This is a genomic window from Agarilytica rhodophyticola (assembly GCF_002157225.2).
Classification (GTDB): domain Bacteria; phylum Pseudomonadota; class Gammaproteobacteria; order Pseudomonadales; family Cellvibrionaceae; genus Agarilytica; species Agarilytica rhodophyticola.
On record NZ_CP020038.1, the window covers coordinates 3,222,818 to 3,239,991 of the forward strand.

The 17,174-nt window shown below is 37.9% G+C and carries 13 protein-coding genes; all 13 read left to right on the forward strand.

The features are described from left to right. The first annotated feature begins 39 nt into the window (after positions 1–39). The 13 genes from BVC89_RS13550 to BVC89_RS13610 all read left to right on the forward strand — a co-directional run bounded on the left by BVC89_RS13550 (position 40) and on the right by BVC89_RS13610 (position 17,171). Positions 40–2,160 (forward strand): ATP-binding protein, encoded by a 2,121-nt coding sequence (locus BVC89_RS13550; protein ID WP_086931697.1) that lies wholly within the window; start codon positions 40–42, stop codon positions 2,158–2,160. 54 nt (positions 2,161–2,214) lie between these two features. Continuing rightward, the gene (locus BVC89_RS13555; protein ID WP_086931698.1) at positions 2,215–2,832 is read left to right on the forward strand and encodes a Pvc16 family protein; all 618 of its coding nucleotides are present in this window, start codon (positions 2,215–2,217) and stop codon (positions 2,830–2,832) included. 100 nt (positions 2,833–2,932) lie between these two features. Continuing rightward, positions 2,933–3,343, forward strand: coding sequence for a hypothetical protein (locus BVC89_RS13560; RefSeq protein ID WP_086931699.1), 411 nt, complete (start codon positions 2,933–2,935; stop codon positions 3,341–3,343). A gap of 31 nt (positions 3,344–3,374) precedes the next feature. Further along, complete coding sequence (locus BVC89_RS13565; protein WP_216825138.1) at positions 3,375–5,117, forward strand: phage tail sheath family protein; 1,743 nt, start codon at positions 3,375–3,377, stop codon at positions 5,115–5,117. A 100-nt stretch (positions 5,118–5,217) separates the two neighbouring features. Further along, a complete protein-coding gene (locus tag BVC89_RS13570) occupies positions 5,218–6,648 on the forward strand; it encodes a phage tail sheath family protein (protein ID WP_086931700.1) in 1,431 nt (476 codons plus the stop codon). 48 nt (positions 6,649–6,696) lie between these two features. After that, positions 6,697–7,143, forward strand: coding sequence for a phage tail protein (locus BVC89_RS13575; RefSeq protein WP_086931701.1), 447 nt, complete (start codon positions 6,697–6,699; stop codon positions 7,141–7,143). A gap of 101 nt (positions 7,144–7,244) precedes the next feature. Next, on the forward strand, positions 7,245–7,715 hold the full coding sequence (locus BVC89_RS13580) for a phage tail protein (protein ID WP_086931702.1): 471 nt from the start codon (positions 7,245–7,247) through the stop codon (positions 7,713–7,715). Between the two features lie 14 nt (positions 7,716–7,729). Continuing rightward, a complete protein-coding gene (locus BVC89_RS13585; protein WP_086931703.1) occupies positions 7,730–8,011 on the forward strand; it encodes a protein kinase family protein in 282 nt (93 codons plus the stop codon). Positions 8,012–8,014: 3 nt separating this feature from the next. Continuing rightward, on the forward strand, positions 8,015–8,581 hold the full coding sequence (locus BVC89_RS13590) for a CIS tube protein (protein WP_086931704.1): 567 nt from the start codon (positions 8,015–8,017) through the stop codon (positions 8,579–8,581). Between the two features lie 24 nt (positions 8,582–8,605). Continuing rightward, positions 8,606–10,243 carry a phage baseplate assembly protein V gene (locus BVC89_RS13595; protein ID WP_086931705.1) on the forward strand — a complete coding sequence of 546 codons (1,638 nt, stop codon included), beginning with the start codon at positions 8,606–8,608 and terminating at the stop codon, positions 10,241–10,243. Further along, complete coding sequence (locus BVC89_RS13600) at positions 10,243–10,635, forward strand: GPW/gp25 family protein (protein WP_086931706.1); 393 nt, start codon at positions 10,243–10,245, stop codon at positions 10,633–10,635. Before BVC89_RS13595 ends, BVC89_RS13600 begins: the two co-directional genes overlap by 1 nt. A 70-nt stretch (positions 10,636–10,705) precedes the next feature. Continuing rightward, on the forward strand, positions 10,706–13,909 hold the full coding sequence (locus BVC89_RS13605; RefSeq protein ID WP_086931707.1) for a baseplate J/gp47 family protein: 3,204 nt from the start codon (positions 10,706–10,708) through the stop codon (positions 13,907–13,909). Between the two features lie 391 nt (positions 13,910–14,300). Further along, positions 14,301–17,171, forward strand: a complete 2,871-nt coding sequence (locus BVC89_RS13610; RefSeq protein WP_086931708.1) for a hypothetical protein — start codon at positions 14,301–14,303, stop codon at positions 17,169–17,171. Positions 17,172–17,174 lie beyond the last annotated feature (3 nt).

Here is a 17,174-nt window from a genome sequence, read left to right on the forward strand (position 1 = left end):
AATAAAAATATAGAAAGTGCTAAGATAAATGAGCAAAATATGCAAAAAGAAAGTGTTAGCTTACTCCATGCAGATGCAAAACAATATCAACATAATCTGACACAAAGTTTATTTGATCTTGGATATGCTATACAAAAAGGTGAAGAAAAAGAAAAAATCCTTAATTGTCTCAACACTCTTAATGATTGCTTAGATCAGTTTTTATTAATTAATAATGTTCAAGATATTAAAGAATGGTTTGATTTAAACGATTTAGAAGTTAAGCTGCTGTCGCTGTGCTATATTAGCCAACTCGAACCAGATGTGATTTCAAACTTTTTTCAACTAAGTTGGTATGAGCAGGGGCCAATGCTTAGTTTAGAAAGAATGCTGCTCTTATGCCACAATAATATTGATTCAAAAGAAGCTAGTATAAGATTTCTATTGTCAGAGTCCAAGTTGTTTCGTTGGCAGTTAATTCAAAGAAATGACGATAAAAGTTCAATATCTCTCATTCATTCGTACTCTCTAGTAAAAGAGGTTTTTTATCATTTTCTACCTTCGCCAAAGAGAGAAAAAGAGACACCATTTAGAGAAAAAGGGGCCAATGTTAGCCCCCACTACATCATCGCTATAAATACTGAAAGTAACAGTGTTGTTTCCCATTGTTATTCCCATTTGTTAAAAAAAGAACCAAAAAAACTTAATATAGTTGAAGGAGATAACAAGCAAGATCGGCATTGCTTTGTCTCGGAGGTTGCTGTAGGAAAAGTTGAGCGATGGTATAAAATAGTAGAGCCGGAAAATGAAATAATTTCACCAGAACAATTAATTACTGTATTTCGTTATATGCTAATAACACAAGAAGGTGATGTTTGCTATTTGTATTGGCCGAATATGGTAAATTACCTTGAGCGTTTTGGTGTGTACAAAAATGTTATTGAGTTGATCTTTTCAAAGAAAAATATTGTTATTTTTTGTGACAGTAGAAAGACTGAGCCATATGACCAAGAGTGTATGGTTCGTGTTAGTAATACTTTCGATACCGTTTTGTTTTATAGCCTATGTTTGGGTAATGATGATAAATACACTTATACTTTAACAAGCCCTAATTTTGATCAAATTGTTTATGCTTGGTTATCAATATCTCGAGATCTTGAAAATCAACATAAAAATAAAGTTATAGGTTTGAATGATGAAAAAGCCCGTTTGTTAGCCACATTGTATCCTCTTTTCCCCTCTGCAATAGTTGAAATAGCAGAAAGTACCAAAAGGGTAATATATGATTTACTCGTTAAAGAGGCTCAGATAGATATATTTACAACATTTCAAAAATTGTGTTTACGCTTTAATAGTCAAACCGTGGGTGAAATTGCGTTACTTTGTAAACCTCGTTATAGCTTAAGAGATATGGTATTGTCTGAAAATACTCTTGATCAATTAAAGGAATTGATTGAACGGGTTCGCTATGGAGAACCTTTGCGAAGGTTAATTCCCAATGTGTTACCCGGAATACAGGCATTATTATGGGGTAAACCAGGAACGGGTAAGTCTATGGCTGGAGAAGCCATTGCGGGCGAACTTCAATTGCCGCTTTACAAAGTAAATTTATCTAATGTTGCCAGTAAATGGATAGGTGAAACTGAAAAGCATTTAGCAAAACTGTTTGATGATGCTGAGAGTAAAAATGCTGTATTACTCTTTGATGAGGCGGATGCCATATTTGCCAAACGTAGTGAAGTAGAATCAAGTCATGATAAAAATGCAAATCTAGGAGTAAGCTTTTTGCTTCAAAGAATGGAGCGTTACACCGGCATACTTTTGTTGAGTACAAACTTCAAAACCAACATAGATGATGCTTTTCTGAGACGTTTTCATAATGTTATTGAGTTTCCTTTACCCGATGTGGTTGAGCGGAAAAAATTATGGAGTAATGCCTGGCTTGGAGATATTAAACTCGAATATTCTATCGATATCGAAGCTCTTGGTCAAAAATTTGAATTTAGCCCATCACAAATTAATAATATTATACATAGAGCAACTCTTTATGCTGTTTCCTCAAATAATACGCTTATCAGTAAAGTCCAGCTGGCCAAATCTATTCGCCGTGAACTTGAAAAGCAAAACGCAGGCTATCTTGCAGATAAAAAACTTAACGACTGGCTAAATACTATTGTTTGAAAGTAGATTAACTAAACAAGTTGCCTAAACGGCGAATAAATTAGCAGGTGCTGTATGGATCCTCTTATTTTGCAAAAGCTACAGCAAGCCTTAAAAGCATTTGTTATGGAAAAAATATTTGCATTTAATGTAAGTGGAAATTCTATTGGAATAGAGATAAATTTCTTGGCGCCTAATAGTGAATTTGTTACTGAACTTGGTAATAATCCAGTGGTTAACTGTTATCTTATCGGTGTTATGGAAGATAAAGTTCGGCGCAAAAGCGAGTCTCATCGCAGCATTATTAACGCACAAAAAACCCAGAGAGTGGTTTACCGTGAACCACGTTTTATCGATCTCAATTATATGATAACTATTTGGTGTAAAGATAAACAGGGAAGTGCAGAGATTGAACATTTAGTTTTAGGATATTTATTGAGTGGTTTGGGTTCGTTTGATTTTATGCCGGAAGAAATGCTGGAGAGATTCAATATTAACATCAGTCCCTTTGGCGTGCGTTTTACACTATTTGGTACTGAACACAGTGATAAAATTAGTGGACAAATATGGCAAGCAATGGGGTCTACACCAAAACCTTGTTTAATGTTATCTCTTTCTGTACCTATTGATGTACACGAGCCCACACATGTACCGATTGTGCAAGAAATTGAAAGGCTTTTAGGGAAAAAGTAAATGCCATATAAGCTATACGGCATTTATTTATAAACAGTGTCGAAAAAGTATAGAAAGGGTACCTAAACATTTCAAAAAGGAAAAAAAGGTATAGTCCATTATGCTTTTAATCTCACACACAACCACTGTCGTTGCCAACATTCCAGTAAAGCCACCGATGCCAATAAATATTGTGATAGAAGTTAATAGTAAAGGTTTACTGGTAATGGGTAAAGAAGTGGCAACGCAAGATGATATAGAAAATTCATTAACAAAGACCTTTGCCGCAGTTCCTTATGTGAGTGAGTCATACGCTAATGGTGTTCTTAAGTTTTCGCAACTAGATAAAGTCTCACTTTCTGAAAAGTGTAAGAAAAAGAGCAAACCACTAGTAACAGAAGGAACTATGGAGTTTACTCTTATTCCATCCCCTCCGGCTATAGATCCCGTATCAAAGGCTGCTGATCCCAATAGTGAATATAAAGTAACCATAGAACTTAAGGCAATCCAGGCAAAGTCTGGATCAAAGTAAGTGTTTAAATAATACTGATCGCGAGTTTCCTATGTCTCAATTCAAAACCCCTGATATATATTATCAGGAGAATTCACAGTCATCGAAAAATTACACTGAAATTGCATCAGCAATACCTGCATTTATCGGGTTTACGGAGAAAACGAGAGGAGAGCAGGGAGTGTCTCTTTTACTAAGGCCTATAAAAATTAGCAATATAGAGGAATACCAATCTAACTTTGGGTACGCGCAAACAGAGTCTTTTACCGTCACTTATGACTCTATAAGACAAGTGTATGATATTGAAGACATAGACAAATTACAAAACACTGAAAATAGGCCATTCACATTTTATTTGCATCAAGCTATCGAACACTTTTTTGAAAATGGTGGTAGCAGTTGTTATGTAGTAAGTATTGGCGGCCATGATATCTTAAAGCAAGATATAACATCCACAATGTTTCTTGAAGCGATTGACCTTCTTCAAGAGATCGAAGAGATTAGTCTATTGAGCCTACCGGAATGTGCATTGTTAGATACGACACCGTATTATGTGGTTCAAAATTATGCATTACAGCATTGTAAGTATATGAAGAACCGAATTGCTTTAGTCGATGTCTTACAGGTAAATGGTTTTTATAAAGGTGATGTTCACATAGATTGTAACACTATGAGAGAAGAGTTATCACAAGGGTTAAATTATGGTGCGACGTATTATCCTTATTTGTATAGCACTAGTGCAAGAAGCTATAGAGATTCAGAGATCACAGTTAACTATGAATTATCATTGAGAAAACTACACCCTAATTATAGTGAAAATTTTTTTTCATTGGATGGAAGAAAGCTGGATCAATACGGCTTTCTCTTGTCAGACGATCTAAAACAAGATGTTTACACTGTATATATTGCGTTGGATCAGACAACTTTAGTAGATACTATGGGCTATGCCATTGAAAAGGACGGGCAACGTAAACAAGAAACCCCACCGTATGGGATATTTACTGATGAAGAAGAGAGTAGTTACATTAATATTGATGGTTTCGTGACATCTGGAATACACTCAAATTCTATCGATACGGTAAATGGCAGAGTTAAAAAAGAGATTCTGTACCAAAATTTAAAATTACGACAAAATCTAGAATATCTATCGAATACCAAAGGCCATTTAGCTTCATTAAAAATTTACAATGATGTTAAGCTGCGACTGTCTAATAATCCCCTTATTCTTCCTCCGAGCGCCGTGGTGGCAGGGATGATAGCAAAGCTTGATGAAACTATTGGTGTCTGGAAAGCCCCTGCAAATATAGCCTTAGAAAAAGTAATGGCACCGGTTATAGATATAGACAGTGGCGAACAAGAATACCTCAATTACGACCCAAAAGCAGGCAAATCCATTAATGCTATTCGGCGTTTTATTGGTAAGGGAACCAGGGTTTGGGGTTCACGAACGTTAACTGGCAATGATAATGAATGGCGTTATATCAACGTTAGACGTCTATTTAATATGATAGAGCAAACTTTAAGGAAAACCACGCAATTTGCTGTGTTTGATAGTAATACTCCATTTACCTGGTTAAAAATAAAAGTCACTATCGAAAATTACTTAGAAGGTCTTTGGCAACAAGGTGCCTTACTTGGGACAACACCAGACAGCGCTTTTTTTGTTAATGTGGGACTTGGCCAAACCATGACACAGGAAGACATTAATAATGGGTTAATACATGTAGAAGTTGGACTCGCTGCTGTTCGCCCCGCAGAATTTATCATCTTGACCTTTTCTCACAACAGCCTATAAGGGCAGTGCTGTTAATTGGATATCGATTTCTAAATTGGAAGTCAAAACCGATTACTGGAGATGCTCCCAGGCTAATCTTTCATCCCTTTGAGGAATTATTATGGCTCAATATAAAACTCCTGATGTTTATGTACGGGAAAAATCCACACTACCTCCTTCTGTTGCTGAAGTGCCAACGGCAATACCGGTTTTTGTTGGCTATACAGAAAAAGTCGAAAATGCAAAACAACAATCTATTTTGCTAAAACCGACAAAAATAACAAATATGGCGGAATACCAAACGGTTTTCGGTGGTAAAGCGGCAGAATCTTTTACCGTTAATGTCGCCGAAGGACGGGAACCCCATATCCTCAGCACTGGCGATAGCGCTGCAGACGGTGCTAAGAAGATGCCGACATTTATGTTAGCCCATGCGATAGAGCATTTCTTTGCTAACGGTGGAGGGGCTTGTTATATAGTCAGTGTCGGTGCTTATATGGATGCGAGTGGCAGTGGTATGACAATGCCTGCAAAAGCAGATTTTGATGCTGGCTTAAAAGTGGTTGAAGAAGTCGATGAAATCACTTTGATCTGTCTGGTTGATGCCCATAGCTTGACGATGGATAACTACTACAATCTACAAAATGACGCGTTGGCCCAGTGCAGTAAATTACAAGATAGATTTACCTTAATGGACGTGATTGAAGCAGATACAAGTACACTTGTTTCTGCTCAAATAGCAGCAGATGCGGCAAGCTTGCGCGCTGCCGTCACCGGTGATCTAAAATACGGTGCCGCTTATTATCCAAATGTCCTTACCTCTTATCCTCGCCACTATATTGACACATCGATCAGTGTTATTGAAATCGATAGCAGCGGCAATGAAGGCCCTGCAACAACATTGGATCAAATGGAAAGTGCCAATACAGCTACCTACAATGCAGTTAAGAAAGCACTGGCGAAAAACTTTTTACTACTTCCTCCCTCGCCAGCGGTAGCCGGAGTAATAGCACGAGTCGATGGTTCTCGTGGAGTATGGAAGGCACCAGCTAATGAAGCATTAGCGATGGTAAAACAGCCCAGCAAAATGATTAAAAGTAGTGACCAAGACGATTTAAACGTTGATAGCGGCAGTGGAAAATCTATTAACGCGATTCGCCAGTTTACCGGTAAGGGAAACCTTATTTGGGGAGCGCGAACCCTTGCTGGTAATGATAATGAATGGCGCTATATTTCAGTTCGTCGTCTATTCAATATGGTAGAAGAGTCGGTACAAAAAGCAACTGGTTTTGCTGTTTTTGAACCCAACACTCCCTTTACATGGTTAAAATTAAAAACCATGATTGAAAGTTACTTAGAGAATCTATGGAAGCAGGGTGCACTTTTTGGTGAATCAGCCGCCCAAGCGTTTTTTGTTAATGTTGGCCTAGGTCAAACGATGACGGAGGATGACATTAACAATGGCATTATGCATATAGAGATTGGTTTAGCTGCGGTACGTCCCGCGGAATTTATTGTATTAACCTTTTCTCATAAATCCCTTGAAGGCTAATTAACTACTTTACATTTATCCCTATAGAATCTCTGGAGAATAGTACCTATGGCTACTACAGCACAAGATATTGCCAATGAATATCCCATTCCCGTCTATCGTTTTGTGGTGAGTTACGGTGAAGAAAGTATTCCATTTTCTGAAGTATCGGGCTTGGATATTGGTGTTGAAACAATTACCTATAAAGACGGCCTTAGTAAAAAGCATATGCCCGGCCAAAAAACCGATGTAAATATCACTTTGAAAAGAGGTCTAGTGCGTAAGAAAAGTCAATTCTATGACTGGATTTCCACTATTAGTTTAAATCTCGTGGATAAAAAAGATATTACGGTATCCTTGACCAATGAAACAGGAGATGAACCTTTAGTCACATGGAAGGTAACTAATGCTTTTCCTAAGAAGCTAACTGCCCCTTCGATTAATGGCTCCTCCAATGAAGCGAGTGTAGAATCGTTAGAACTACTAGCCGATGATGTGAAGATGGAATTTCATTAGTTTTTATCTATTATTTATACATTCCAATACCCCTAGGGCTTGGTATTGATTTACCAGCTCTAGGTCTGCTCTATTTATTCTTATCCTTACGGCTCAAAACTATGTTTATAGATAGTGGACTCCCGTTAGTGGGCTATCGTTTTGTTGTTGTTATCTTTAGCGCTGGTATCCCTAATCCTGTTGATATGCAATTTAGGGAAGTGAGTGGGCTAAAAATGGCGCGAGGTATTAGTCGCAATGCCACTATGACAACATTGGATAATCAATTACCTACTCAAACTTTAACTTTAAAGCGTGGTGTTTTTACCTCTCCAAGCCCTTTAATGATAGCTAATGTTGTGGAGTCTTTTTTTTGGGATACAAGGCTTCTACGTAAAGATATTATGATTAACGTATTAAGTGAAAACGACATACCCGTTAACGCTTGGTTAGTAACTAATGCCTATCTAGAATCTTGGGATTGGGATGGGTTAAATGCCTCTAGCAGTGATGTTTTGGTTGAAAGTATGAGCTTTAAATATTCGGGAATAAAGTACATACCCCTAAAATTTGTTAAAACCGGCTCCAGTTAAAAGAGGGTGTATTTATGGATATTAGCTGCGCACAAGTAAAAGTTAAAACACATATCACAGATCAACAAGAAGGTGTGGAACACTCTGAATCCACACCTAGAGAATTGGTGGGGGACAATAAGCCTCTTTTACCGAATAGTTACGAAACAAAAATATATAAAGATATCGACGCCCTAAAAAAACAAATTAGTGTAATGAATAAAAGACTGGATAGATTGTTACATTTTGATGGAGACAACCTGACTCATGCAATTCATAGCGCACTAACTCGTGAAACCTTAAGAAAAAGGCCTTAGTCCATGTCGATCATTAACGATCCCACCCGCGCTTTCTTGCCGATTATGAAAGTTACTGCATTTAGCGACGTACAGAGAACTAAGAAGGAGGGCAGTATATATTTACCCTATGATACCTCGGCCTTAGACTCTACTTATACCAATACACTACTTGAAGATGATCCAAAAGAAGGTGTGAGTGGTAGTAATCGTTATAAAGGTTCACCTTCATCTGACTTAAACATTAACTTCTTACTTGATGATACAACTTATAGTAATTTGATTGCTTATGCACTACCTAACATGCTTATACCTGATAGTGTAGATAAACTTGTTAAGAAGTTAATAACTCTATGCTATACACACAATAGTTCTACTAAAGAGCCTAATTATGTATTGCTTCAGGCGCTTAATATGCCTTTGGTTAATAGCGTTGGCGGTGGTTTTAAAGGGCGCTTGTTAAATATGAGTGTAAAAAATGAAATTATTAATTTATTAGGAAACCGAGTTAAAGCAAAGGTGGAGTGCTCATTTAAAGAAAGCTTGCCTCCTGAAGAGCTAAAAAAATATATACAAGCAACTGTCAAGTAATACATTTAACCTGGGTATCTGAATATGAGTGACTTTGATATATCCGTATCTGATGATGGCAGTGCTGGCAGTAAGGTAAAAGCCCATATCCAGATTTTGTCCCTCAATATATGTTATAGAGTCAATGATATCCCGACTCTGGAATTAAAGCTTGTAGATAGATATATCCCAGATAAAGACACATTCGAACTTGCGGATAAAAAAATATTTGAAATTGGCAAGATTATTAGTGTTACAAGTGTTGATAAGAAGGTAGCGTTATTTAAAGGTATTATCACCGGTGTTGGTATAGGTGTTGGTGCTGATGGCGAAGTCTTTCATCATATTACAGCACATGGTGATATAGTAAAAATGACGGAAGGTAAGATAACTACCTTATTTAAAGCCGAAACTACGGATGAGGATATTATTAAAAAATTGATGACAGATGCCGGAGTTAAATTGGGTAAAATAGCGGCAGGAAAATTTCCTCATCATCAGTACTTTTGTTTTCAGCAAAGTCCTTGGCGAGTAATGATGGCCAGAACCATTGCAAACGGGGCCGTTTTTTCGCCCGAGGTAGAAGCAAATAACATTGTGGATTTACAAACTTTTAAAGCTGAAAAAGTAACATTAAATCTAAATCGTAGTGAAGTTCGACATTTTTATTTGCATACAGATGCTAGGTCACAAATTAAAAAAGTAAGTGCCAGTACATGGAGTATAGAGAAACAAGAATTAGACAAAGATGTAACAGGTGATCTTGCTGGTTATAAGACGATTAAAGATGTTGATAAAGTGATGGCGACACCTGATCTGACTTTGTTTGCAAACATCCCAAAGTCTCCAGATGAGCTAAAAGCCGAGGCAACGGCACAGAATAATTACCGGGCAATCGATCTATACTCTGGCGAAATAAGCTTAGTGATACAGCCACAAAGTAGTGCACCGACTATTGCTCTTATGAATCAAATAAGCCTAGCCGGTGCAGGTAAGGAGTTTGCCGGTGATTATATGGTAACAGCTATTACTCATCGAACTTACCAAGGACAGTGGATGATGGATATTACTTTGGGTCTATCATTACGTCAAACCTTACAATCTGATTACGCCAACCTATCTCCATTACCTATCGTCGTTGGCAAAGTTATGAAATATGAAGAAGATAAAAGCGAAAATTTACAGCGTATCCCGGTAAAATTACCGGCTATAACCGGGGAGGAAAAAATATGGGCGCGGTTGTTGTCTCCTTTTGCCAGCAATGAAGAAGGTGTGTTTTTTCCCCCAAATGAAGACGACGAAGTGATGGTGGGTTTTATCGATGGAGATTGCCGCTATCCGGTAATATTAGGCTCCACACACAATAGTAAACAAAAACCACCAGGGAAATTTGGTCCCGATGAAGTTAATCAAGGTATTTTCATCAAAAATGAGGATAAATTGATAAACTTGAGTTTTGATAAAAAAAATACCAGTATGTCTCTAATTGCAGGTGAGGAAACAAAAGCAATATTAAGTGATGAGGCTGGTGTGAGTGTCGAAAAAGGTGAGTCTAATATAGCAATTAGCAAAGCTATAAACATTATAAGTGCCGACCCTCTTGCCCTAGAATGTGAAAGAGATATAGCACTCACTTCAAAAGCAAAGTTCATTATTTCTGCAACTTCAACGGAGATTGAATAGTGATTGAAGAAGATATTATCGGTATTGGTTGGTCTTTTCCTCCAAAAAGAAAGTCAGCAGAATCAGGCCCTATAATGGCTACACAAAATGCACTTATTAGACAATCGGTTTATATTCTCATGCATACCTTATTTGGCGAACGTGCACTTCATTCAACTTTCGGTAGCCGTTTAGGTGATTTTAATTTTGACAGTGTTGATCCGTTTGTTTTAGCGGAAATGAAAGAAGAGATTGCCAACGCACTTATGTTGAATGAACCTAGAGTTGAGTTGCAAGATGTACAGTTTGATAGCACTGAAGTTTATGATGGCATACTAAAAATTTCTCTTCATTATACGATTTTAGAAACTAATACCAGTTCAAATATGGTGTTTCCCTATTACCTAAATTAGTATTGAAAGCAAAAAAACATCTGTATTACATGCATTACGCTATCCATTACCCCTATTACTGGATATCACTATGGCGCAATCTGACCAAAGTTTAATACTCTTGACCCAGCATACCAATGGTACCACCCAAACATCCCGTAATTTACCGCAGCTTACCCATCAATATTTTTCTGCTCAAGAGCGTAGTTTAGCTGAATGGTTTCATTACATGTACTTATTTTCGAAAAACATTGGTTTTTTTGATTATACCAAACAGCAACAAAATGGCAGCTGGCAAGGTGCGTTGGCAAATATTGAACAAGCGAGACTATTTACCCATCTTATTGAAGGTACAGAGGTTGATGAAGATACTAGGAACTTGATTTCGCGACCAGATATGGGCTTGTTGTTGGCTTTTTTTGAGATGTTAAATACTCCACAGCAGCAATTTGATGGCTTCACAGCCAGGCACAAAGAGTTTTATTATCGCCAGGTGCTAGGTTTTAAGGAAAAGCCAGCCTTAGCTGATAAAGTTCACGTGGTGATTACACTTAGCGATTCCACTTCATCAAAAACGCTTATCCGAGGTACTCAGTTTGATGGTGGAGAGGATCAAGATGGCCGTAAGTTAATATATCAGAGCCTTAATAATGCTGTACTTAATCATAGCCAAGTTAATAAGTTATTTACCTTATCGAAGAAGCCGATAGATCCAAATAACCAGAAAAACCGTTTGCTTTTAACCCAAGCGTATAACCGAGAACAAGGTTTAGAATTTTCTCCCGAAGGCATACTTAGTTTTGGCGAAGCGGATATCAATGATGGTGAAAGACAATTATCACCATCATTGGGGTTTACACTTGCCTCACCTGAATTGTATTTGTCCAGTGGTGAACGTCGTATAATGTTAGCTTTTCGGCTTAAGGAAAATCATAGCTGGATCGGAGGTAGTATCAGTGATTATTTTGATGTGAGTATTTCTACTGAACAGGAACTGATAACTCTAGATATTGAACTTACGGAAGAGTTTGTCACTTACTTAGATAGTAATAATACGCTACAGGAAAGCCTTAATATTACGATTACGATCGATAGGTTCTTCCCTGTAATTGCTCCTTTACTAGATGAAAATCAACCACTAATCCCTATATTACCTTATTTATCTTTCACACTAAAAGAACAGCACCACGATAAATTAGAGCTTTTATCTCGTGGAAATTTTATAAATATTGATATGACCATACAGGTTTCAGGTTTAAGTGGCGCTATTGCTAGTAACGACATTGGTGCTATTGATACCAGTAAGCCTTTTGAGCCTTTTACTTTTTCTCCAAGTATAAGTTCTTCTTTTAACTTTACCCATCCGGAATTGCTAATTAAAAACATAACACAAGCCTCATTGGATTTTCACTGGCTTGGACGTCCCAGCAACTTGCGAGAACACTATGACAGTTACGCAGAATATAGAGATCCAGACAAAAACGAAAGTGCTATCTGGGCGCCTAATTTGGCGCAGGTATGTTATTCTGATAAACCCGATTGTATCGAAAATTTAACACTTTTTAGTGACAACGAACCTGTTAACAATATTGATAGAATGGCAATGGGTTTTATTAGCCAAGAAACAAACTATCAAAAACTACGACAGGAATATTTCCAATTACCTTTTACTTCAAATTCTGCAGTAGAGTGGCCAAGATGGTTTTCTATAACACTTTCCAATAACGACTTTGGGCACGGTGATTATTCCCAGGTTGCACAATACATCGCATATAAAAATATTAACAATCCGGATGCAGAAAACACATTAGTACCACCACCTTATACACCCGTGCTTAATCAGTTGTTGATTAACTATGAGAGTCATACCCAGCTTACATTAACTGATACGCTTCTAGAATCTCCTGAGAGTAAAAAGTACAGACGTGCTTTGCAACATATTCATCCGTTAGGTCGGCCCAATATGAGTGCAACTAACAGCAAACATATTGCTTTAGTTCCAAATTTTACTAAGCAAGGTTATTTGTATATAGGTGTTGCAAATGTTAAAACACCTGGGCAATTTCGACTTTATTTTCAACTCGACCCAGTGGATGGCAGCAATATATCTAATGACCCTATCTTAGAATGGAGTTATCTTGATTCTTCAGGGTGGACTGCTTTTTCCCGTAGTCAAGGGGGGAGAGTTGCTCAGCGCGGGCGCATCATTGAGGATTCTACTTTCAATTTACTCGATAGTGGAATTGTGGCATTTGAACTCCCTAAGCTGGATTTGTCGTCTAATTTTACCGGTGACGACTTACTATGGATACGCGTATCCATAAGCGATGATGATGCAGCGGCAGATAATGTTGCGAAATATTCACAAATAAAAAATGTATTGGCTCAGGGCATTATGCTTGAATTAATGCACTTACCTATTGACCAAGCTTTGTTAGACGAACAAGCAAGCGTATCTTCCAATGTTCCTAAATATTATCATCCTAGTCATTATGCTGAACCATTATCGCAAGAAAGCATTAGCAGTTTGTTGCAGCCAGACTCACAAATTGCCGCCATTTCGCAACCTTATGGATCTTTTTCGGGAAAGCAATCGGAGACATCAGATACTTTGGAAATCCGCGCCAGTGAAAGACTCAGACACAAAAATAGGGCGTTAACTGCATGGGACTTTGAACACTTAGTACTTGCTGAATTTCCTGAGTTGTTTATGGCGAGATGCTATCGTAACAATACACAAGATAGTGTCGATCTTGTAGTTGTGCCGGTCAATTATGATCCCACTATACTACAACCCAAAGTGCCATTATTTTTAAAGCGCCGTATTCAGCGTTTTTTAAATACTATTTCACCTCCTGGTGTTAACGTTCAAGTAATTGATCCAGAATACGAGGAGGTCGCCTTTGATGTCACCCTCAATATTGCTCAAGACTATGATTTAGATAGTACTGTTCTTGATGTTAATCAAATTCTTATTGATTTTATGACGCCTTGGAATCGGCGAGCAGAAAACAATACGGAACAAAAGAACCAGAGCTTTGTAAAAACCATATACCTAACAGAAGTTGCCGCCGCTTTAGAGCGCCATCCTGGAGTTAAAGTCATCTATACTTTACGGGCTCAAGTTAAAAAAGTCTTTCAAGATATTTCACTTATTCCTTCATCCAATGCTGCAATTTTAGTTCCTGTCGCTGATCACAAGATAAGCCTACTCAATAAAGAAGTGGAGATCTTTGAAGGTATTGGCAAATGGAAAATTGAAGATGATTTCGAAATTCCTAATAAGACACCATAAAATAAAGGCATTTCGCACAATGCCGCCAAATTTTATGGGGCGACGTTAAAATAGATTAGGATGATCTATTTTACCACTAGGTTAACACGCGATGCATGGATGCATCGCCATTGGGTGTAAGTCAATGCGAGCCCCATAAAATAAAGGTATTTCGCACAATGCCGCCAAATTTTATGGGGCGACGGTAAAATAGATCAGGATGATCTATTTTACCACTAGGTTAACACGCGATACATGGATGCATCGCCATTGGGTGTAAGCCAATGCGAGCCCCATAAAATAAAGGCATTTCGTACAATGCCGCCAAATTTTATGGGGCGACGGTAAAATAGATCAGGATGATCTATTTTACCACTAGGTTAATAGTTTTGTTAATTATCGTGGTATAACTATGACACAGGTTATCGAACCCCTCACCAAAAACTATAGTGTTGCCGATATTGAGCAGGCTGAGTATCTTAAAAATAAAGGCATAGCACTTATTCAAAAAATTTGTAGCCAAACATGGACGGATCACAACAGCAGTGATCCAGGCATCACCATATTAGAAGTATTAGCCTTTATTATTCAAGAGTTAAGTTCTCGTTTAGCGTTGCCTGTAGAACAGCTATTACTACCAAATCCCGAACTTTCATCCGAAATACAACAATTCTTTTTACCACAAGATGTATTGCCATCGAACCCGGTAACGCTGGCTGATCATCGTCGCTCATTAATCGATATTCCTGGAATTAAAAATGCTGATGTAGCGCCTTGCTCTTTGTTAAGAGATCCAAACGACCCCAACAGTAAAATTAGAACGGGCTTGTTTGATATCAGAATTGATCTTGATGATCATTTACTCTTAGAGCAAGATGAGGTGGCTTTAAACGCTAAAAAAGAAGCCTTACTCAAGCAGGTGCAGCAAGTTTTTGTTAGCCAACGCAATGTTAATGAAGATATTGCCTCAATTAGTATTATTCCCAAGCAGAAGCTTTCCATTGCTATGCATGTATCCATTGACAAGTCTGTTGACCCGATGCTGCTCATATCTAAGCTATTCAGTCAAATAAATGAGAGTATCGCACCGGCAGTTACAAAATATCATTATAGCGATATGGTGGCTCAAGGCCTAAGCGGCAATGAAACATTCGACGGCCCTCTACTTTATGAAGGTTTTATTAGGGCTAAGGATGTGGAACAATTATCCTTGCCCGCTACTCTGTATGCCTCAGATATTCTTGCCAATATAAATAGCCTTACAGATATTAATCATGTTAAAAGTTTTCACTTTTTACCTCTAGATGTAGATTCTAATAATACGGATGTCGAGGAAGAGGAGAGCTTATACTGGCGTATTGATATCCCCTCAGGGTTTATTGCCAGTTTTGATGTAATTAATTCTTATTCTTTACTAAGCCTGGATATTGATGGACAAGCGTTTCAGTTACCTAGCTTGAGCCAACAACAATGTATGTCGCTGCTCACCAATGATACTATTAGCCAGGGTAGTGGTATACCCAATAGGATGACAGCATATATTGAAGGCAAGTATCAGCAGCTACAACACTATACTTCCTTACAACATGATTTGCCAAAACTCTATCGCCTTACTGATAAGCGCTTAAATGATCCTGTTACTGATGAAGAGATAGCATCAATTTTGCAATTTAAAGGCTATTTAAGTCTATTTGATCAAGTGCTAGCCGATCAATTTGCTCAATTGGAGATGTTGAAAACGCTACTTGCCTTACCAGATCACCATGTCTTTACGCGTCTGGCAAACACTTTTTCTCAAATGTTGGCAAGTGAGTCTCTTACCCCGCGTGACGTAACACAGTTTTGGCAAGATATTCGCTCGCTACCAAAAACACAAATCAGTCAAGCCGTTGAAGGAATAAGCGGTATGGCGCCTTTATTAGGTGATTATTTTGAGCAGTACCGTGTTCATGCATTTCAAGAATACGCGGAGCCCATCTTTAGTCAGCAGCAACTAGACCGATTAAAAAGAAGTGTCGAACACCTACTCAGCCGATTTTCTGAAACAGGATTAGACGTTAGTTTGCTAAAGTATCAAGATGTCTTTAACCACTACTTACCTATTATTCAAAAAACAAAAAATGCCTTATCTATAGATATTAAGAAGTTAGTGGCGGTCAAACAAATTGTCGATTTGGTAATGCTTATTAACAATTATCCTACTATCAGTACTTTTCGTACTGGAGGGGTTAATTATTTAGCGAAGGAGCCCAAACACAATCATTTAGGTGGCTTAAGCCAAAGGATTCTACGTTTCCTTGGTGTCTCAACACCAGGTCAAATACCTTTGGCAGTTAATAATAAAGAAGGCATTTACCTAGTAGAAAGCGAGCTTATTCGTTTTGGCGCGTATTTAAATGCACCTGATAGCATGGATCAATATCAACCTAATCAGTTATATTTTGTTGCACCAGCGTGGCCTGCACGTTTTGCCAATGCGGAATTTCGATCTTTATTAGAGCAGCAAATTAGTTGTGACAGTCCGGTATATCAGCAAAGCCATATTATCTATTTGTGTCGAGAAGAAATGAGCTTGTTTGAACGTTTATATTATGCTTGGCTAAATGCGCTAACACAATTAACTTATGATTATGAATCTATAAAAAATGTCGATAGTAATCCAAGTAATGACACACAGATAGGCACAGAGCAATCGGAATTAATAATAGTATTAGCCACCTTGTTGAGGCAATTCTTCGCTAAACCAGAAAGTGTTCTTAATATTATCTTACAAAGTTTTAATTATGAAAACTTGCGAGAAAAAATAACGTTGTGGTTACGCAACGAGTCCGAAATAAACGAGTTGAGCAAGGATATAACGGATGTTGCAGACGCTAATATCGCGGACATAATATCTGTGCTACGAGAAAACTTATATGACATCTTATATGCTCGCTATCAAGATCTTGACGCTTGCGAGCATACACAAGGTAGCTTTACACGTCCGAATAACGCCAGTAGTAGCAACACAATCGACGATTGGCAAACATTAGAAGAAAAGTCAGAGTTTTATGCCAAAAATCTAAGCTATCAAATACTCTTTACTATTTGTCAGCAACAACTGGATATTATTGCGCGGCCTAACGCTATACGACGGGGTGTCATCGGTAGCAGCTTTAGAGTGGGTTATCAGCCGTTACAGTATCTAAAACCTTCCTATCCCATTTGCAGCGCTGAAATAAACGCGCAACAACCCGATAGCTCTGCCTTTTCCCTCGGTATTAAGCAGCCTTTAGTGATCTAAGGC